Annotated in this window: 14 protein-coding genes and 1 pseudogene; 2 read left to right on the top strand and 13 right to left on the bottom strand. The window is 69.7% G+C overall.

Going from position 1 to position 20168, the window contains the following annotated elements:
* Positions 1-49: 49 nt before the first annotated feature.
* On the top strand, positions 50-1051 hold the full coding sequence (gene fbp, locus RN729_RS08485; protein WP_310783661.1) for a class 1 fructose-bisphosphatase: 1002 nt from the start codon (positions 50-52) through the stop codon (positions 1049-1051).
* 76 nt (positions 1052-1127) lie between these two features.
* Here fbp and RN729_RS08480 read toward each other — a convergent pair whose 3' ends face one another.
* The 13 genes from RN729_RS08480 to truA form a co-directional block, all read right to left on the bottom strand.
* Entirely contained in the window at positions 1128-4337 is a 3210-nt protein-coding gene (locus tag RN729_RS08480; protein WP_310783659.1) for a carboxypeptidase regulatory-like domain-containing protein, read from the bottom strand.
* A gap of 142 nt (positions 4338-4479) precedes the next feature.
* A complete protein-coding gene (locus tag RN729_RS08475; RefSeq protein ID WP_310783657.1) occupies positions 4480-5724 on the bottom strand; it encodes an ABC transporter permease in 1245 nt (414 codons plus the stop codon).
* 44 nt (positions 5725-5768) lie between these two features.
* On the bottom strand, positions 5769-7001 hold the full coding sequence (locus tag RN729_RS08470; RefSeq protein ID WP_310783655.1) for an ABC transporter permease: 1233 nt from the start codon (positions 6999-7001) through the stop codon (positions 5769-5771).
* Positions 7002-7046: 45 nt separating this feature from the next.
* The gene (locus RN729_RS08465; protein WP_310783653.1) at positions 7047-8141 is read right to left on the bottom strand and encodes an efflux RND transporter periplasmic adaptor subunit; all 1095 of its coding nucleotides are present in this window, start codon (positions 8139-8141) and stop codon (positions 7047-7049) included.
* Between the two features lie 157 nt (positions 8142-8298).
* On the bottom strand, positions 8299-9882 hold the full coding sequence (locus RN729_RS08460) for a bifunctional UDP-sugar hydrolase/5'-nucleotidase (protein WP_310783652.1): 1584 nt from the start codon (positions 9880-9882) through the stop codon (positions 8299-8301).
* Entirely contained in the window at positions 9882-11327 is a 1446-nt protein-coding gene (purF, locus tag RN729_RS08455; protein WP_310783650.1) for an amidophosphoribosyltransferase, read from the bottom strand. The genes RN729_RS08460 and purF overlap by 1 nt, the downstream gene beginning before the upstream one ends.
* Positions 11324-13630, bottom strand: coding sequence for a phosphoribosylformylglycinamidine synthase subunit PurL (gene purL / locus RN729_RS08450; RefSeq protein WP_310783648.1), 2307 nt, complete (start codon positions 13628-13630; stop codon positions 11324-11326). The genes purF and purL overlap by 4 nt, the downstream gene beginning before the upstream one ends.
* The gene (gene purQ, locus RN729_RS08445; protein WP_310783646.1) at positions 13627-14415 is read right to left on the bottom strand and encodes a phosphoribosylformylglycinamidine synthase subunit PurQ; all 789 of its coding nucleotides are present in this window, start codon (positions 14413-14415) and stop codon (positions 13627-13629) included. The genes purL and purQ overlap by 4 nt, the downstream gene beginning before the upstream one ends.
* Before the next feature lie 41 nt (positions 14416-14456).
* Complete coding sequence (purS, locus tag RN729_RS08440) at positions 14457-14714, bottom strand: phosphoribosylformylglycinamidine synthase subunit PurS (RefSeq protein ID WP_310783644.1); 258 nt, start codon at positions 14712-14714, stop codon at positions 14457-14459.
* Positions 14711-15664 carry a phosphoribosylaminoimidazolesuccinocarboxamide synthase gene (locus tag RN729_RS08435; RefSeq protein WP_310783642.1) on the bottom strand — a complete coding sequence of 318 codons (954 nt, stop codon included), beginning with the start codon at positions 15662-15664 and terminating at the stop codon, positions 14711-14713. Before RN729_RS08435 ends, purS begins: the two co-directional genes overlap by 4 nt.
* Positions 15665-15740: 76 nt before the next feature.
* The gene (purB, locus tag RN729_RS08430) at positions 15741-17171 is read right to left on the bottom strand and encodes an adenylosuccinate lyase (protein WP_310783640.1); all 1431 of its coding nucleotides are present in this window, start codon (positions 17169-17171) and stop codon (positions 15741-15743) included.
* 161 nt (positions 17172-17332) lie between these two features.
* On the bottom strand, positions 17333-18835 hold the full coding sequence (locus RN729_RS08425; RefSeq protein WP_310783639.1) for a trypsin-like peptidase domain-containing protein: 1503 nt from the start codon (positions 18833-18835) through the stop codon (positions 17333-17335).
* Between the two features lie 107 nt (positions 18836-18942).
* Positions 18943-19761, bottom strand: coding sequence for a tRNA pseudouridine(38-40) synthase TruA (gene truA / locus RN729_RS08420; RefSeq protein WP_310783637.1), 819 nt, complete (start codon positions 19759-19761; stop codon positions 18943-18945).
* 52 nt (positions 19762-19813) lie between these two features.
* Between truA and RN729_RS08415 the strand changes: the two are divergent.
* Positions 19814-20168 (top strand): annotated as a pseudogene (locus RN729_RS08415) (anthranilate phosphoribosyltransferase); the annotation flags it as partial.

The raw sequence follows: 20168 nt of genomic DNA, 5'->3' as shown, positions 1-20168 counted from the left end.
CCCCTCCGTAACCTCTCAGCCCACCCCCCGACTTCCGCGGAGCTGCCTCTTGACCGGATCCATCCTCACCGTCGAGCATTTCATCGCCGAGCAGGAGCGCGAATACCCTCAGGCCACGGGCGCGCTCACGGACATCCTGCTCCAGATCAGCCTCGCCGCCAAGGTCATCTCCGCGGCCGTGAATCGCGCGGGCCTCATCGACATCCTCGGCGTGATCGGGAGCACGAACGTGCACGGCGAGGAAGTGCAGAAGCTGGACGACTACGCGAACGACGTCCTCCTGAACCTGCTCAGGCGCTGCGGCAGCCTCAGCGGCATGGTGTCCGAGGAAGAGGAGGGGTTTGTTCATGTCCCCGAATCGCGCGACCCCGGACCGTACATCATCGCGTTCGACCCGCTCGACGGAAGTTCGAACATCGACGTGAACATCTCCGTGGGGACGATCTTCTCCGTCTACCGGAAGCGGAGCGACGGGACCAAGGTGCGGCGGCGAGACCTGCTTCAGCCGGGGTCCGAACAGGTCGCGGCGGGATACGTGCTGTACGGCTCTTCGACCATGCTCGTCTTCACGACCGGGGCGGGCGTTCACGGCTTCACCCTCGACCCGGGGATCGGCGAGTTCCTCCTCTCGTACCGGAACCTGCGCATTCCCTCGCCCGGCAAGAACATCTACAGCATCAACGAGGCCTACTTCGACAGCTGGACGCCGGGCCAGCAGCGGCTGGTGGAGCGGTTCCGGCAGCCTCCCCCCGACGCGCCTTCGTTCTCCGCGCGCTATGTGGGGTCCATGGTCGCGGACTTCCACCGCACGCTCCTCCGCGGAGGGATCTTCATGTACCCGGGGACCGTCGCCAAACCGGAGGGGAAGCTGCGCCTGCTGTACGAGGTCGCCCCGATGGCCATGATCTGCGAGCAGGCGGGCGGCCGGGCGACCGATGGCCGCCGGCGCATCCTCGACATCGAGCCCGAGGGGCTCCACCACCGCGTACCGACCTTCCTCGGCGCCCCCGACCTCGTGGAGATGGCGGGGCGCTACCTGGCTGACGACTGACGACATGCGAAAGGGGGCCCGAAGGCCCCCTCTCTCGTTCCCGCTTCGGGAGTCGCCGCTCCCGTGACCTACCGCATCAGAACGAAATCCGCGCCCCGAGCTGAAGCGCCCAGCGCGACAGGATGTTGTCGATCTGGTACACGTCGTTGATGTCCGGTGCGCCGCTCTCGTCGGTGTCGCGCTGCGTGAAGCGGACGACCGGCACGCCCGTCGCCGAGTCGTAGCGCCGGAACGACAGGATGGTGGACGTTCCGAAGTTCGTGTAACGCTGCCGGCCCCACTCCGAGTTCAGGAAGTTGCCGACGTTGATGAAGTCGAGCGTGACCTGGATGTTCCGGCTCCCGGGCCCCGGAAGCGGTACATCCTGCGCGATCCGCAGATCGAGGCTGCGCACCCAGGGCTCGCGCGACGAGTTCCGGCCCACGATCCCGCCGCGGTACTCGTCCAGCCCCGGAATGTCGCTCACGAACGCATCCCACGCGGCGAAGTCCATGCAGCCGCGGCAGTCCGTCTCGAAGATCGCGTCGTCGGCATCGCCCGGGACGAATGCAAGGTCGTTGAACCGTCGCCCGTCGTTGTTCGCGTCCCCGAAGTACGTCCAACTGAAGGGCCGACCCGCGCGGGCCTCGTAGAACGCCGTGATCGTCGTGCCCACATCCTCGCTCCACGCGAAGCGCTGCGAGAGGGAGGCGATAATCCGGTGCTTGATCTCGAAGTCCGCCGTTCCCTCGCCGGGGTTGTTTGGATCGACGCCGATCTCGTTGTACTGGAAGTTCGAGATCGCGCGGCTGGACTGCCCGCTGTTCACGTCCGTGGCGTCCGTCCACGTGTAGGCGAGGCTTCCGAACATGTTCGGAAGGAAGTCGCCGCCAAAGCGCTTCTGCAACTGCGTGGTGAACTGGATCTGGCGGCCCTGGTTCGTGTTGGCGAGCAGGAAGACGCCGGGCGAAAACTCCCGGTCAACCGGGTCGTCGGAGAAGAGCACGCGACCATCGCTCGTCCTCCCCTCCGGCTGGATGCTGAGATCCTGGTAGAGGATGTCGTTGACGTTCTTCGTGTAGATCCCCTCGACCGTGAGCACGAGGCCATCGCGCAACTCGCGGTCGATTCCGATCGTCGTCCGCCACGCCTGCGGGAACTTGAAGTTCGTGTCAGTGAGGTCGACCTCGGTCGTCGCGATCTCCGCGCCGGGGACCGGCACCGGAGTGGGGTCGCCCGTGAACGGCGGCGGCGTGCAGCCCCGCCACGGAGCGCAGTCGATGCGGATGAAGTCCATCCCCGTGTTCGAGTACTGGTTCGAGAGCCACACGAACGGGTTGCGGCCCGTGAAGATCCCGGTGCCACCGCGGAGCTGCGTCCTCCGGTCCTCGTCCAGCGCGGCGTTGAACCCGAGCCGTGGGGACCACATCACGTTGCCGCTCGGCACGTCGCTCGTGTGCCGACCCGGGAAGGCGGCCGCGAAGCTCGGGTTCTCGAGCGGCGCGTCCGGCATCGACATGATGTCCGCGCGCAGCCCCAGCGAGACGTTGAAACGATCGCTGAGGTCGATCTGGTCCTGGGCGTAGAAGCCGAACTGCATCGCGCCCCACTCCGCCCTCGGGTAGGGGTCCGCGAGCCGCGAGATCGACGCCCGGTACCGCGTCGCCATCCCGTTGCGGAAGTTGTCGAGCGCGTTCTCGCCGTCGAACTCCCACTGCCCGAAGGCGTCCTGGATGAAGAGGTTCGAAAACGAATAGAACTCGTTGTGCGTCCCGAAGGTTAACGTGTGGTCGCCCCGGAAGAGCGTGAGGTCGTTGGTGATCTCGAACACGTCCTGATCGAGCGCGTTCTGCTGCGAGAAGCGCTCGATCCCCAGCGTCACGCTCTCGCTCTCGCCATCGAACGGCTCGATGTCGACCTCGGGGAAGATCGCGCGGTCCGGCGTCCGCTTGTCCCGCTGACGCTGGTACGAGACGCGGAACATGTTGGCGGTGGCGGAGCCCAGCCGGCTGTCGAGCTGTATCACCGTGGAATTGGACACGGCGTCGAAGGTGTACCCCTGGCCGGGCAGGCCGACCTCGCCGGAGTGGCGGCTGATCCCCCGCTGCGAATTCGCGTTCACATGATTGTGCCGCACGATGAGGTGGTTGTCGTCGGACAGGTTGAAGTCCAGGCGGGTGAAGAACTTGAGGTCGTCCGTCTCCCGCTGGAGGCTCTCCTCGAAGCGTCCCGGGTCATAGTTGTAGACGGAGTTCGCAATGTCGACGATCTGGTTGATCGTCCCCGCGTCGATGAAGTCGATCGTGTTCGTCTGGCTGCTGCCGACCAGTCCGAGCGCCAGCGGGCGGCTCGTCTGCTTGATCTCGCCGCTGGTGAAGAAGTGGATCTTGTCGCGCTGGATGGGGCCGCCCGCGCGGAAGCCCGCCTGCAGCTCGCTGAAGTCGGAGAGCGGATTGTCGTCGAGGCTGCCCGTGAACCCCTGGTTCCGTCCAAAGGCGTAGCCCGAGGCGTCGAAGTCGTTCGTTCCCGAGCGGGTGACGACGTTGATCGAGCCGCCGGTGAAACCGCCCTGGCGTACGTCGAAGGGCGCGATCGCGACCTGGAACTCCTGGACCGCGTCGAGCGAGATCGGCTGCGAGTTGGCCTGTCCGCCCGGGGTTCCGCTGGCCGGGAGTCCGAACACGTCGTTGAGGATCGCGCCATCGACGGAGATGTTGTTGAAGCGGTTGTTCTTACCGCCGATGCTGATCCCGCCGATATTCTCGCTGCTCCCGATGTTCGTCCCCAGCGCCTGCGGCGTGAGCCGCGCGAAGTCCTGAATGCTGCGGGCGATCGTCGGGAGGTTCTCGATCTCGCGCGTCGTCACGGTCTGCTGCGGTCCCGTGCGTCCGCTCGAAAGGATCGCGCCGCGCTCCGCCGTGACGGTGATTTCGCCCACGGCCACGGCCTCCACGCCGAGCACGAAGTCGATGCGCCGGTTCTCGCCCAGCGCGAGCACGAGGGCCTCGGCCGACTCGTCCCCGAAGCCGATGAGCGAGACGGCGATCGTGTAGGGCCCGCCGACCCGCATGCCCGGGATGTTGAAACGTCCGTCCTCGCGTGTGAGCGTCGAGTACGATGTCCCGCTGGGGCCGTGCACCGCGGTGACCACGGCGCTCGCGAGCGGCGCGAGATCCTGACCGGTCACGCGCCCGTTGACGGCCGCGGTCGTGACGCCCTGAGCCCACGCCTCGGACGGCGCGAACAGGCCGCCGAGAGCCGCAAAGGCGGCGATCGCCGCGGTTCTTGGGGAGAGGTTGTATTTCATGGCGTACTCCTGCGTGAAAGAGGGCAAATCCGAGGCGCCATGCGCCGGGATCGAGTCACCAAAAACAACGCGCAACGTCGCTTCGGAATGTAACGGCGGACGGCGGTTTGCGTAACGGGGATGGAACGCCGACGGGGCATGACTATTCGTACCTCAGCGACTCCACCGGATCGAGCCGGGCGGCCCTGCGGGCCGGGAGGATGCCGGCCACCAGACCGATCGCCATGAGGATCCCCGCGCACACCGCGGCGATGGGGCCGGAGAGCTTCGGGTTCACGATGTACTGCAGGGCCGGGTCGTCGATCGGCAGGGCATCGATGCCCGTCACGAGCAGCGCCGCGATGGCGAGCCCCGCGAGCCCCCCGCCGACGGCGATGAGGATGGCCTCGAAGAGGAACTGGCTCACGATGTGCCGTTTCCTCGCCCCGACGGCGAGCTTGACGCCGATCTCCCGCGTCCGTTCCCGCACCACGACGTACATGATGTTCGCGACCCCGACGCCGGCCACGATCAGCGTGAAGGCGCCCACCAGTCCGAGGAAGATCTGAATCCCGAGCCCGATCTGGCCCACGATCTTCTCGTCCTCGATGAAGTCCCAGATCGCGAGCGCCCGCTCGTCCGCCGCGGCGAACCGGTACCGGCCGCCCAGGACGCGGAACAACTCCTCCTTGGCGACCGCCGCGTCCTTCACATCGCGAGGGCGCAGGAGCAGGTGATTCACGAACTCCTGGCCGTAGATGCTCCGGAACGTGGAGGCCGGGATCACCGCCCGGTCCTCGTCCGGTCCGTTGTTGCTCGAGTCCTGGAACTTCGACTCCATTACGCCGATGACGCGGAACGGAAGCCCGTCCAGCACCACCGTGCGCCCCACCGGCGGCGCGTCGCCGAACAGGCGTCCGGCGATCCCATCTCCGAGGAAGAGCACGCGCCGCTTCTCGTCGATGTCGCGCTGGTTGATGAACCGGCCGCCCGGAGCGGGGAACATGCGCCGCAACTCGGAGAAGACCGGGTTCACGCCCTCCATGTAGGTCGTCGTCTGGTTCTCCTCCACCTTCAGGTGCGTCCGGCCCCGGCCGTAGGAGGGACTGCCCATCTCGAACTCCGGCACCGCGCGCAGGAGCAGGTCGAGATCGTCCTCCCGCAGCCGGATCCGGCGTCCCTTCGACAGCCCCTCGTGTTCCATGCTCGTCTGGCCGCCGTAGACCATGAAGATACGTTCGCCGGCGTTGAGCAGCCCCGTCGAGAACTGGTTCCGGAGTCCCTGCCCGAAGGCGAGCAGGAGGACGATCGAGATCGTCCCCCACACGACGGCGAAGATCGTGAGGAAGGCGCGCGTCTTCTGGGCCCGCAGGTCGCCGAGGAACTCTTCGAGGAGGATCTTCCACATGGGTCAGACCGTTGTCGGAGCGGGGGCCGCCGACGGCCCGGCCGCTAGTCGCGGAGACATTCGACGGGGTCGAGCGTTGCGGCGCGGCGGGCGGGGAAGAGCCCGGCCAGCACGGCGATGAACGCGAGCAGCGCCATGGTCACCGCGGCCACCTGCAGCGAGATCGTCGGCGTGCCGACGAACTCCTGCATCGGGACCAGCGACATGATTTTCACGACTCCGAGGGAGACGACGACGCCGAGCGCCGCGCCCGCGACGACGATGAGCATGCTCTCGGTGAGGAACTGCCACAGGATGGACCGCCGCGTGGCGCCGAGCGAGCGCTTGATCCCGATCTCGTTCGTCCGCTCCCGCACGACGATGTACATGATGTTCGCGACCCCGATCCCGCCCACGCTGAGCGTGAAGCTGCCGACGATCGCGAAGAAGATCTTGAAGCCCAGGAAGAGGAACCCGAACATCCGTTCCCACTCGGCCGTGTCCCATACGGCCAGCGCGTCCTCGTCGCCCGAGTTGAAGCGGTACTTCGCTCCGAGGACCTCGTAGACCTGCGCCTCCACGGCCTCCGTCCGCGACGCGTCCGCGGTCCGGTAGACGAGGTTGGAGACGAAGCGCGAGCCGAACAGGGCCGCGTGCGTGCCGGCCGGGATGAACACGCGGTCCTGGTCCCGCGAGTTGTACGACGAGTTCTGGACCTTGGGTTGAAGCACGCCGATCACGGTGAAGGGCGAGTCGCCGATCCGGACCTGATCGCCGACGGGATCCGCGTCCCCGAACAGGACGCGGGCGACCTCGTCTCCGAGAAACACGACGCGTCGCCGCTCCCGCTGGTCCCGCTCGTTGATGAAGCGGCCGCCCGGGAGCGGGATGATGTTCCGCATCTCGCCGTACACGGGATAGATGCCGGTGATGTTCGGATTCACGCCGTTGCGGCCGTAGCGGACCGGCGCCGCCCGCGTCGAGTACTCCGGGCTGATCATCGTGATGTCGGGGATCCGCCGGGCGAGGATCTCCGCGTCCGCCTCCCGCAGCCGGATCGAGCGCCCCTCCCTGAACCCCGCGTGCGGCATCGTCGTGCGTCCGCCGAAGAGGATGACGATCCGGTCGCCGAGCCCGTGGAACCGCTTGATCGTCTGCCGCTCGAGCCCCACGGAGAAGGCGAGCAGCACGACGACCGCCACGGTGCCCCAGGTGATGCCGAGCACGGTGAGCGTGGTCCGGACGCGCTGCGCCGAGAGGTCGGCCCAGAGCTGCCGTGCGGCGTCGAGCAGCCTCACCGGACCCCGGCCTCGCGCACCGTCACCGGCGGCTGGTGTCGCGCACTAGGTGATCTCGCGCCGCGGGGGCTCGAGCACGCGCTCGCCTTCCGCGAGGCCGTCCAGCACCTCGACGGTGATGCCGTCGCTGAGTCCGATGCGGATCTCGCGGTCCTCCGTCTCCTCGGGCCCCAGCCGGACCGTGACGAGCGTGCGCTCGTCCTCGAACCGGACCAGGCGCTCGGGGATGACGAGCACGTCCGAACGGCGCTCGATGATCACGTGCGCGTTGGCGGAATAGCCCGCCCGCAGCGCCGCGCCGTCCAGCGGAAGCACGGCGATCTCGACCGGGAAAAGGGTGGCGTTCTCCTCGTCGCGGCCCTTGAGCGAGATCTTCGTCAGCCGTCCCTCGATGCGCGCGTCCGGGAGCGCGCCGATGGTGATCTCCACCGGCATGCCCTCGGCCAGCCGTCCCACGTCGATCTCATCCACCGTGCCGCGGAAGAGCAGCTCGTCCATCTCCGCCATCGTCATGAGGGCGGTCCCTTCCTGGAACGTCGTCAGCGGGACGACGGGATCGCCGATCTCCACCATCTTCTCGAGGATGAAGCCCTGGATCGGGGAGGTGATGACCGTCTCGACGGCTTCGTTGCCGATCGTCACGCGGCCCTCGGAGAGAAGGGCCAGCCGTTCCGTCGCGATCTGGACCTGGAGCGCGGCCTCGTCATGCTGTCGAGCCACCGTCTCGTACTCCTCCTCGGACACGAATCCGCGGCCGCGCAGCGCGGTGAGCCGGTCGCGCTGCCTCTCGAGCTGCTGAAGTTCGATGTCCCGCAACTCCACGTTGCGCCGGGCCTCGACCAACTCGATCGGCGTGGGGTTCGGCTGGACTTCGACGAGGGGCTGGCCCCGCTGGACGTACTCGCCGGGCTCCTTGAACATCTGCCGCACGACGCCCGCGAGCTGCGACTTCACGCTCACCTCGACCAGCGGCTCGATGCGTCCCACGGCGAGCGCCCGGTCCACGATCTCGCCACGCTCCACGGCGACGGTGCCGGTCTCGACATCTTCGCCGTTCCCCGTATTCGCAACCGCGAACCCGGTGGCGCCGAGCCCGCCGATCAGGACCATGCCCCCGAGTATCTTCGTGCCTCGCTTCATCCGAACCCGCACTCCTCCGCCGGGACTGAAACAGGTCGGCCGTCCGCCCTGCCGGCCGCGGAGCGGGGACGGCCCTACGGGTGGGTCTACGGAGGGACCGGCGTTTGGTTTCGTCCGCCGCCGCCCCGTCGGAGGGGATCGACGGACGGCTAACGGGCTAGGGCGTGCGGGATTCGATCCAGCGGGGGGTGCGCGGGATGGGGAGGGGTTGCGGCTGAGCGTCGAGGTAGGCGACGAGCGCCTCCAGGTCCGCGACTTCCAGGGCGTCGATGACCTCGGCTTCGGCGAAGACGGTGTAGCCGCCACCGCCGCCCGAGATGAAATCGTTGGCCGTGACGACGTACCGGCCCTCGGGCGTGAGCGGCGATCCGTCGTCGAGCGTCACGTCGAGAATCCGCTCGCCGAGGGGCGCCGCCGGGTCGTAGCGTACGGTGATGCCGCTCGCGTGCAGGTCGACGTCCCCCTCCCGGGCGGAGTGTTCGAGCGTCCGCAGGAGCTGCGCGCCGGTCATCGTGTGGCGGACGAGCATGTTGTTGAAGGGCTGGAGTTCGAAGAGGTCGGCGAAGGTGACGGGCCCCGCCGGCAGGGAGCGGCGGATGCCGCCGTTGTTCATGAGGGCGACATCGGCCCCGCTCGCGTGCCGCTGCGCGTCGGCCACGATGCGGCCGAGCGGGAAGTCGCCGTCCCGCGGGGCGGAGAGCGCCTCGGGGAGCTCCACGACGACGCGTTCGACGAGGGCCGAGATCTCGGCGCTGTAGGAGGCGACGAGCCGCTCGACGTCCGGGTCCGGCGCGACCTCGTCCGCCCACGCCTGCCGAACGCCGAGGCGGTGCGCGCTCACGGCCCCTTCCGCGCTACGGTCGATCCGTCCGAGTCCGTACGCCGTCGTGTTCGAGTACGACTGGATGACGGGGACGCCCCGAATCTCCGTCTCCACGCGCGAGTGCGTGTGTCCCGTGACCGCGTAGTCGAAGCGCTCCGTCGTCATGGCCAGCGCGTCCAGGGCCGCGCCCCGGCACGCGGGGTCCGCCGCCGTCCCCGCCGCGCCGACGGTGCAGAAGGCGCCTTCGTGCATGACCGCGACCACGAAGTCCGCGCCGGCCGCCCGCACCTCCGGGATGTAGCGGTCGAGCGCATCCGAGATCGGGCGGAAGTCGAAGTCCGCCACGAGCGAGGGACGGGCGACGACGGGCGTGGACGTCGTCGTCGCGCCGACGAAGCCGACCCGGACGCCGTTCCTCTCGACGATCGTCCACGGCCGGACCCACGCGGGGTGCCGGTCGGTGCCCTTGAGGTAGATGTTCGCGCCGAGCATGGCGAAGTCCGCATCGGCCACGCGCTCCACGAGGACGTCGACGCCCCAGTCGAACTCGTGGTTCCCGATCGCGGCGGCGTCGTAGCCGATTCCGTTCATCGCTTCGATCGTCGAGCGCCCGTCCGTGAAGTTCGAGATGGGCGTGCCCTGCATGATGTCGCCGCCGGAGACGACGAACAGGGGACATTCGGGCGTCGTGGAGCGCTCCCGGGCCACGTAGCCCGCGAGCGCGGCGGACCCGCCGACCGGGCGTCCGTCCGACCAGCTCTGGGCCGCCGGCAGCAGCCGTCCGTGCGTGTCGTTCGTGGAGAAGATCAGCGCGCAGGCCGCCGGGTCCGCGGGGGCGCATGCCGGGAAAGCGGCGATGCCGGCGCAGAGAAGGGCGGAGAGGGCGGATCTGACGCGGGCGGCGGGACGGCGCGGCATCAGACGGTCTGCAGCGCCTGCGCCCGGTCCAGGTCCACGAGCGGCGCGGCGTAGTTGCCGGTCCAGCAGGCGTCGCAGAAGGGACCGTGGTCCGCGACCGCGTCGCGCATACCTTCCATGCTGAGGTAGCCGAGCGACTCGACCTGCAGGTGCTGCCGGATCTCTTCCACCGTATGGCTGGAGCCGATGAGTTCCTCCTTCGTCGGCATGTCGATGCCGTAGTAGCAGGGGGAACGCACCGGCGGAGAAGCGACCCGGAAATGCACCTCGCTCGCCCCCGAGTCCCGGAGGAGCCGGACGAGGCCGCTGCTCGTCGTCCCCCGGACGAGCGAATCGTCGACGACGACGATGCGCTTGCCGTCGACGAGTTCGCGCACGGGGTTGTACTTCACCCGCACCTTGAAGTCGCGCCCCGTCTGCGTCGGATGGATGAAGGTCCGGCCCACGTAGTGGTTGCGGATGAGCGCGAGTTCGAACGGGAGGCCGCTGACCTCCGAGTACCCGAGCGCCGCCGAGTTCGACGAGTCCGGCACTGCGAACACGCAATCGGCTTCCGCCGGGTGCTCGCGGGCGAGCTGGCGGCCGAACGCCCGCCGCGCCTCGTCCACGCTGCACCCCCACACGCGCGAGTCGGGGCGCGCGAAGTACACGAGTTCGAACAGACAGGCGCTGGGCTCGGCGGGGGGCAGCGGCCGCAGCGATTCCACGTGGCCGTCGCGGACCTTCAGGACTTCGCCCGGTTCCACGTCGCGCACGTAGGCGGCCCCGATGATGTCGAGGGCGCACGTTTCGGATGCGAAGACGACGGCTTCGCCCCGCCTGCCCATCACCATCGGCCGGAAGCCTCGCGCATCGCGTGTCGCGTAGACCGTGTCGCCGATGCAGAGGAGGAGGGAGAAGGCGCCGATCAGCTGCGAGAAGGCGTCGTCGACCTTGCCGTCCAGGTCGCGGTGCCGGGAGCGGGCGATGAGATGGACGACGACCTCCGAGTCCGCATCCGTCTGGAAGATGGAGCCGTCGCGGGCGAGCGATCGCTTGAGCTGGTTCGCGTTCGTGAGGTTGCCGTTGTGCGCGAGCGCGAGCGGCTTGTCCTCGTACTGCACGAGGAGCGGCTGCGCGTTGCGGAGGCTCGATCCTCCCGCGGTCGAATAGCGGACGTGCCCGACCGAGAGCGACCCCTCGAGCGTGCCGAGCACTTCGTCGTCGAAGACGTCCGCCACGAGGCCCATGCCCTTGTGGACCCTCGACATGCCGGATCCGTCAACCGTGACGATCCCGGCGGATTCCTGGCCGCGGTGCTGGAGCGCGTACATGGAGAGAAACGCGAGTTCGGCGGCGGCGTCGGAGCCGCTGACTGCCACGATTCCGCACTCCTCCCGCGGCTTGTCCAGTTCGAACGCTCCGCCTCCCGCGCCCTGGGCGCCGGTCGTCGGCAGTCTCCTCATGACGTGATTCCCGCCTCCTCGCTCATGCGGCGCGGGATCGCCTCCTCGTAGATCCGGGCCAGCTCGGCGGCCGGCGGGGCGATCGCGTGGCCGGCGCCGGTCAGCCGGCACGGGCTGTCCGGCCCGCCCACGACGCCGACACGCGCCACGGGCACGCCGTGACGCCGCCCGTGCGCGGCGATCCGCTCGCCTTCGCCGGGCCGGCACGTCAGCACGACGCGCGAGTGCGACTCGCCGAACCAGCGCCCCGCGGCCGAGACGTCCGCCCCGGCGGGCGCCGCGTCGAGATCGACCGTGCAGCCGAGCGGCCCGCCTTCCGCCCGCACCGCGCACTCCGCAAGCGCGACGGCAAGCCCTCCGTCCGAGGCATCGTGCGCCGACGCGAACGCCTCGCCCTCCGCCCCCTCGACGAGAAAGTCGACGAGGGCCGCCGCCTCTTCGAGCTCCAGGGCCGGTGGCAGGCCGGCGACGAGGCCGTGGCAGGCGGCGAGATACTCGGACCCTCCGATCTCGTCGCGGGTCGTGCCCGCGATCCAGATCTCGTCCCCTTCGCCCCGGAACGCGGAGGGGACGCGCCGTTCGAGATTCTCGATCACGCCCAGCATGCCGATGACCGGCGTGGGGTAGACCGGCTGGCCGCCCGTCTCGTTGTAGAGCGACACGTTGCCGCCCGTCACCGGCGTCCCGAGCGCGCGGCACGCCTCTCCCATCCCCTCGACGGCCCCGGCGAGCTGGAAGTACACCTCCGGCCGCAGGGGGCTGCCGAAGTTCAGGCAGTTCGTCACGGCGAGCGGCCGCGCCCCGGAGCAGGCCACGTTGCGCGCCGCCTCGGCGACCGCCGCCCGGCCCCCGGTGCGCGGGTCGAGCCAGGTGTGGCGCCCGTTCCCGTCCGTCGAGGCCGCGAGCGCGCGCCCCTCGGCGGGCAGCCGCAGCACCGCCGCGTCGGAGCCCGGTCCCTCGAGCGTGTTCGTCTGCACCGTGGTGTCGTACTGCTCGTAGATCCAGCGCCGCGACGCGATGGACGGCGAATCGAGCAGCGTCCGCAGCGCCGTTTCCACCGCCTCGTCCGACCCGAAGGCGCCGTACGCCTCCAGGTCCGCCCTGCGCGCCTCGGCCGTGGCCGGGCTCATGACCCCTTCGCGCACGTAGGTGGGACAATCGTCAACCAGCGGCTTCACCGGGATCTCGACGCGCACGACGCCGTCTTCGCGCACACGGAACATCCCATCGTCCGTGACCTGCCCGATCGTCGCCGCCTGCAGGTCCCAGCGCTCCAGCACCTCGCGCACCGCCTCCTCGTGTTCGGGCTTCGCGACGAGGAGCATCCGCTCCTGCGACTCCGAGAGGAGCATCTCGTAGGGGGTCATCCCCTTCTCCCGGACTGGGAGGTACGCCACGTCGATGTCGATCCCGGAGCCCGAGCGCGCCGCCATCTCCGTCCCGCTCGAAGTCAACCCCGCCGCTCCCATGTCCTGGATCCCGACGAGGAGGTCCCGCTCGATGAGTTCGAGGCTCGCCTCGAGGAGCAGCTTCTCGGTGAACGGGTCGCCCACCTGCACCTGCGGCCGGCTGTCGACGGCTTCCTCGTCGAGTTCCTCCGACGCGAAGGTCGCCCCGTGGATCCCGTCCCGTCCCGTGCGGGCGCCGACGGCCATCACCGGGTTGCCGACGCCCTCCGCCTCGCCCCGGATGAGGCGCTCGAGCGGGAGGACGCCGATGCACATCACGTTGATGAGCGGGTTCCGCTCGTAGGCCGGGTCGAAGATCGCCTCGCCCCCCACCGTGGGGACCCCGACGCAGTTGCCGTAGTCGCCGACCCCGCGCACGACCCCGTCGAAGAGGTAGCGCGACTGCGGCGAGTCGAGCGATCCGAAGTGGAGGCTGTCGAAGATGGCGATGGGCCGCGCCCCCATCGTGAACACGTCGCGCAGGATCCCGCCCGACCCCGTCGCCGCGCCCTGGTAGGGCTCGACGGCCGACGGATGGTTGTGGGACTCGATCTTGAACGCGACGCCCCAGCCGCCGCCGACGTCGATGACCCCGGCGTTCTCCCCCGGACCCTGGACGACGGCGGCGCTCTCCGTGGGCAGCGTGCGGAGCAGGGGCCGCGAGTTCTTGTACCCGCAGTGCTCCGACCACATGGCGCTGAAGACGCCGAGTTCCGTGAAGGTGGGCTCCCGCCCCATGAAACCGAGGATCTGCTCCCACTCCTCCGGACTCAGTCCGTGCTCCGCCACGAGCGCGGCACTCATCCCGGGATCGCCCGGCCGGGCCTCCACGCGTTCGAGCGAGGTGCGGGTCATGACGACACCCCCGCCCCCGCCACCGCGCCGGCCGCGAATTCCCGGGCCTCGGGCGGCGCAGCGGCGCTTCGGCCATCGCCCGGGTGGTCCCTCCCGCGGGACACGGCGGCGAGCAGCGACTGGAACACCGCGAGTCCGTCCGTGTTGCCGAGGACGGAGAGCGAGTGGCGCTCCGGGTGCGGCATGAGCCCCAGGATGTTCCCCTCCGCGTTCACGATCCCGGCGATGTTGCGCGCCGAGCCATTGGGGTTCGCGGCGTCCGTTGCCTGCCCGCGCCGGTCGACGTAGCGGAACACGACCCGGTTCTCCGCCTCGAGTTCGTCGAGCGTCGAAGCTTCCGCGACGAACTGGCCCTCGCCGTGCGCGATCGGGATGTGGAGCAGGTCTCCCTCGCCGTAGGCCGATGTGAACGCCGTCGCGGCGTTCTCCACGCGGAGCCCGACGCCATGACAGCGGAAGCGGAGGTTCCGGTTCCGGACGAGGGCCCCCGGCAGGAGGTGCGCCTCGCACAGCACCTGGAATCCGTTGCAGATCCCGAGCGTGAGCCCACCGGCGCGCGCGAAGTCGATCACTTCGCCCATGATCGGGCTGAAGCGGGCGATCGCCCCCGCCCTCAGGTAGTCCCCGTAGGAGAACCCGCCCGGCAGCACGACGACGTCCACGCCCTCGAGGTCCGTCGACTTGTGCCACAGATAGGTGGCGCGCTCTCCCAGCCCGTCCGTCACCGCCCGGTACACGTCCGCATCGCAGTTCGAGCCCGGGAACCGCACGATCCCTACCTTCATCCCCACCTCCATCCGTTCACCCCTCTCGCACGCGCGCGCCTTCACCCCTCCCGCACGCGGACGACGTAGTCTTCGATGATCGGGTTCGCGATCAGTTGCTCGCACATCTTCTCCGTGGAGGCGACGGCGGCCTCCGGTCCGTCGGCTTCGACCTCGAGACGGATCAGCCGCCCGGCGCGCACGGAGTGGACGCCCTCGTACCCCAGGTTCCCGAGCGCCCGGCGGATCGTCTCCCCCGCCGGATCGAGGATCCCCTCGCGCGGCGTGACCCGGACATCCACGGACCAGACCCGGCTCATGCGGGCGCCTCGTAGAGTTCGTGGCCCGCGATGCGCCGGAAGGCCTCGAGGTAGCGCTCCGAGGTCGTGCGGATGACCTCCTCCGGGAGCGCCGGCGCCGGCGGGGTCTTGTCCCACTCGCCGCGCCCGACGATCTCCTGCAGGTGGTCGCGCACCGGCTGCTTGTCGAGCGACGGCTGGCCGCCTCCGATCCGGTACGAATCGGCGGGCCAGAAGCGGGAGGAATCGGGGGTCATCACCTCGTCGATGAGGATGATCCCCCCGTCGGCCCCGCGCCCGAACTCGTACTTCGTGTCGGCGAGGATGATGCCGCGCTCGCGGAGCGTGTCGCGGCCGGCGGCGTAGAGCGCGAGGCTGATGTCGCGCAGCTCCGTCGCGAGTCCCGTCCCCACGATGTCGCACATCTGCGCGAAGGTGATGTTCTCGTCGTGAAGCCCCTGCTCGGCCTTCGTCGAGGGCGAGAAGATCGGCTCCGGGTATTCCTCCGATTCCCGCAGGCCCTCCGGGAGCGGTTCGCCGGCGAGCGTCCCGTGGCGGCTGTACTCCTTCCAGGCGGAGCCGGAGATGAAGCCGCGCACGATGCACTCGACGGGCAGGGGCTGCGCCTTCTCCACCAGCATGGCGCGGTGGCCCAGGCTGTCGGCGATGCCGGCGAGTTCCGGGGCCGCCTCGGCGATGGCCGCGGGGGCGCTGGCGACACGGTGGTTGTTAACGATGTCCGTCGTCCGGTCGAACCAGAAGGCGGAGAGCTGGGTGAGGACGGCCCCCTTGTGGGGGATCGGGTTCGGGATCACGCAGTCGAAGGCGCTGATGCGGTCGCTGGCGACCATCAGGATCCGGTCGTCGAGGTCGTACATCGATCGCACCTTCCCCTTGCGGAGAAGCGGCAGCGGCAGGTCGATCTCGTGGAGCGCGGCCGGCGCGTTCGCGCCGAGCGTGGTCTGTGTCATGGTGTCCTTTCGAGTGTCCTTTCGGGGATCACGGATTCGGGTCCGCGTCCGGTCGCGTTCCCGCAGGAGCGAGGCATCATACGCGGACCTCTTCGGCGGGCCGCGGCGCGTCCGCGTCCTCGAACAGCGGGTCGATCCTTGCGGTCAGGAAGCGCTCCACCTGGTGGGCGGAGCGGCCGACGAGCCGGTGCGGGTCGGCGAGCGCCCGGAGTTCCTCCATGCCGAGGCCGAAGGCGTCATCGGCGGCGATGCGCGCGAAGAAGTCGTTGTCCTCCGCGCCGTCGTCGAGCCGTTCGCGAGCGGCAAGCGCGTGTCCCCGCACCCGTTCGTGCAGGTCCTGCCGGTCGCCGCCCCCCCGCACGCCCGCGATGAGGATCTCCTCGGTGACCATGAAGGGGAGCGCCCGGCCCAGCCGGCGCGCCACGACGGCCGGGTGGACGACGAGCCCCGCGCTCACGTTGCGCGCGAGGATGAGGAGGGCGTCCGCCGACAGGTAGCCCTCGGGGAGCGAGATGCGGCGGTTCGCGGAGTCGTCGAGCGTGCGCTCGAACCACTGGACGGAGGCGGTCCACGACGCGTCGAGTTCCAGCGTGCAGAGGTGCCGCGCCAGCGCGCAGATCCGCTCGCTCCGCATGGGGTTGCGCTTGTACGGCATCGCCGACGAGCCGATTTGGTGCTTCCCGAACGGTTCCTCGATCTCGCCGAAGGCCTGCAGGATCCGGATGTCGTTTCCGAAGCGGGCCGTCGAGGCGCCGATGCCGGCGAGCGCCGCCAGCGCCCGGTGGTCGACCTTCCGCGGGTACGTCTGGCCGATCACATCGTACGTGCCGGCGAAGCCGAAGCGCGCCGCGAGCCGCTCGTTGAGCCGGTCGACCTTCCCTCCGTCCCCGTCGAAGAGTTCAAGGAACGTCGCCTCCGTCCCCGTCGTGCCCCGTGCGCCCCGGAAGCGGAGTTCGGCGCGCACGGCTTCGATCTGTTCGAGATCGAAGAGGAGGTCTTGAAGCCAGAGGCAGGCGCGCTTGCCGATCGTCGTCGGCTGCGCCGGCTGGAGGTGCGTGTAGCCGAGCGTCGGCTCGGCGGCCTGCCCGCGGGCGAAGGCGGCGAGGTCCTCGATCGTCCCCAGCAGCCGGTCGCGCACGATGTCGAGACCCTGCTGGTGCTGGATGAGGCCGTGGTTGTCGCCCACGAAGGCGCTCGTCGCGCCGAGGTGGATGTACTTCCGGGCCTCCGGGGCGACCTCGCCGAAGTGATGGACGTGCGCCATCACGTCGTGTCGGAGGTCGCGCTCGATGACGGCGATCCGGTCGAGGTCGATCTGCTCGCGCGCCGCGTGCATCGCGACGATCGCGTCGTTGGGAATCTCGACGCCGAGCGCGCGTTCCTCCTCGGCGAGCGCAATCCAAAGGTCGCGCCAGACGAGCGCCTGCATGCGAGGGGAGAAGATCGCCGCCATCTCGCTCGAGGCGTAGCGGTCGATGAGAGGATGTGGGTAGTGACGTTCCGCCATCAGGCGCGTAGTCCGGATCCAGCGGCCCACCCGGGGCGACCTCGGTCGCCGTAAGGTCGCAGTCTAGCCTCTCGACGCCTCGCGCAAAAGTCCCGGAAGCCGATCTCGGGCGGCTCCGGCCCCGGCCGAAGCGGCTCCGGCCCCGGCCGTGCGCCGGTGGGTCAGCGCACGCGGAAGGGTTGGAGGTATCCGATCTCCGTCCCGCGCGCGATGTAGAGTTGCACCGAACCGTCGCGGGACCGCGCGTAGTACTCGAAGAGTTCGCCCGCGTCCTCGGCGGAGCGCACCTCGTTGCGGTTGATGCTGAGGATGACGTCGCCCTCGCGGAGCCGCGTCCCGCGGGCCTCCTCGCCGACCGACGCGATGAGCGCGCCGGCGTCGACCCGGAGGTTGAGTTCCTGCTGGATCTGCGGCGTGACCGTGATCAGCCGGAGCCCCGCGAGCACCTCGATCCGCTCGGCCCGCCCCGTCGGCACCTCGTCAAGCCGGAATCGCGCCTGGAGTTCGCTTCCCCCCCGCTGGAAGGTCACGTCCACCGTCGATCCCACGCCGGCGTCCACGAGTCCCACCTGCCAGTCGAGATCGTGGTTGATGACGCGCCCGTTGAGGGTCACGATCTCGTCCCCCGCCCGCAGCCCCGCGTCGGCCGCCGGCGTCCCGTCCAGGACCTCGACGACGAGTGGCCGGCCGAAGACGGACTCGGGGTCGGGCCGGTCCGTGAGCACCTGCAGTCCCGCCCAGGGCCGGCGCACGCGCCCGAACTGCAGGAGTTCGGAGGCGACGGCGAGCGCCCGGTCGATGGGGATCGCGAAGCCCATCCCCTCCGATCCCCCGGAGCGCGAGAAGATCGAACTGTTCACGCCGATGACGTCGCCATCCGCGTTGGCCAGCGGACCGCCCGAGTTGCCCGGGTTGATCGACGCGTCGGTCTGGATCATGTCGGCGTAGAGCACCTCCTGGCTGCCCGCCGCCTGGATGTCGCGCCCCACGCCGCTGACGACGCCCGAGGTCACGGTCGCCTCGGTGTTGCGGAGGGCGTAGCCCGACGGGTTGCCGAGCGCCACCGCGGGTTCCCCGATGAGAAGGTTCGAGGACGAGCCCAGCGGAGCCGCGGGCACCCGGCCCGGAGGGACGCTCACGACGGCGAGGTCGGTGAGTTCATCGAAGCCGACCACTTCGGCCTCGAACCGCTGCCCGTCGCGGTCCACCACCTCGATGCGGTCCGCCCCGCTCACGACGTGCGCGTTCGTGATGATCGTGCCCGCGTCGTCGATCGCGAACCCGGAACCGAGACCGGCCTCGACCCGGGATCGGCCGCCGCGGTTGAAGAAGCGAGTGAACATGTCCTGCGACTGGACGGTCCGCTCCGTCCGCAGGCTCACGACGGAGGGGAGCACGCGGACCGCGGCGATGACGGTGGGCGTACGCCGGGCCCCCGAGATCTCGGCCAGCGACTGGGGCTCGGGCCGGTTCGTGGGGTCGGCCAGCGAGGTGCGGGCGAACGGGTTGTTCGCGGGCCCGCTCTCCTCCGGCTGCGGAGGCCCGTTCCCCAGCGTGGTGACGAGCGCCCCCACCCCGAGACCGGCAAAGATCAGGACCGTGGCCGCAACGAAGACGCGCGCGGCCGACGCCAGTATTCTCCTGACCCGATTTCCCTCGTTCATCGGCTCCGCCACCTCGGTTCGCTCGTGAGATCCTCAGCCCTGGGCGGCACGCCGCCACGCGGGCGATGGCCCACACGATAACTGTACGCCAAACGACCCCCGAGGGTTCACGTTCGCTGCTCCTCGGCCGGGAGCCACGGGATCCCGGGGCCGGAGTTCCATTCGCCGCCGTAGCGCACGCCCGTCAGGTAGAGCCCGCCGGGCGGGGCGGGGAAGACCGGTCTCGATGCGGCTTCTCCCGCCAGTAGTCGCTCGAAGTCCTCGAACGGACGGCGGCCCGCGGCGACTTCCACCGACGTCCCCACGAGGTAGCGCACCATGTGGTGGAGGAAGCGGTCGGCGACGATCTCGAAGAAGAGGAAGGGGGGTCGGTCGATGCGCCAGGCGGCGCTCGCGACCCGGCAGCGCGTCCCCCGCTCGGGCTGCCCGGCGCGGGCGAACCGCTCGAACGACCGTTCCCCGGGCATGGCGGTCGCCAGTCGGGCAAGCGCGTCGCGGTCGAGCGGCCACTTCGGGATCCAGGCGCGGTCGCGCAGGAACGGCCGCCTCCGGCCGCCCTCCGCGATCACGTATCGATAACGCCGCCGCTCGGCGCCGAAGCGCGGATGGAAATCATGCGCGGCGTGACTCACCTTCCGGACGGCGACGTCGTCGGGAAGGTTGGCCCCGAGCGCCCGGGCCAGTTCCTCCGGATTCCAGGCGGGGGGCGGGCCGAACGCGATCTCCTGCGCCGTCGCGTGGACCCCCGCGTCGGTGCGGCCGGCGAGGTCGATTCGGACGGGCCGATCGAAGAGTTTCCCGAGCGCCTCCTCCACCTCGCGCTGGACGGTGCGCACCCCGGGCTGTAGTTGGGATCCGTGGAACGAGGTCCCATCGTACTCGATCGTGGCCCGGAAACGGGCCGTTGAGGCCGTGGAATCCGACATGCGCGAAGATTAGCGACTTCCGGCCGACAAGGGGAAACCAGGAGGAATCGAGGTGACGAACACGATCCGGCGCGTCCTCTCCGGAGAGACCCTGGATGCCGCCGCCGCCGAAGCCACATTCGACCGCTTCATGAGCGGCGAGGCGACCCGGGCCGAGATGGCCGCCCTCCTCGCCGCGCTCAGGATGCGCGGGGAAACGGCCGCCGAGGTCGCCGGGGGGGTGCGCGCGCTCCAGAAGGCCATGATCCCGCTCGCCCTGGACGACGACCGCATCATCGACACCTGCGGCACCGGCGGCGGCACGCTGACCACGTTCAACATCTCGACCGCGGCCGCCATCGTCGCCGCGGCGGGCGGCGTCCGCATCGCCAAGCACGGCAACCGCTCGTTCACCTCCAAGTGCGGCA

This window comes from Candidatus Palauibacter polyketidifaciens, assembly GCF_947581785.1.
Taxonomy (GTDB): domain Bacteria; phylum Gemmatimonadota; class Gemmatimonadetes; order Palauibacterales; family Palauibacteraceae; genus Palauibacter; species Palauibacter polyketidifaciens.
The sequence above is the reverse complement of the archived record's forward strand: the minus strand, read 5'-3'. Positions and strand labels throughout refer to the sequence as shown.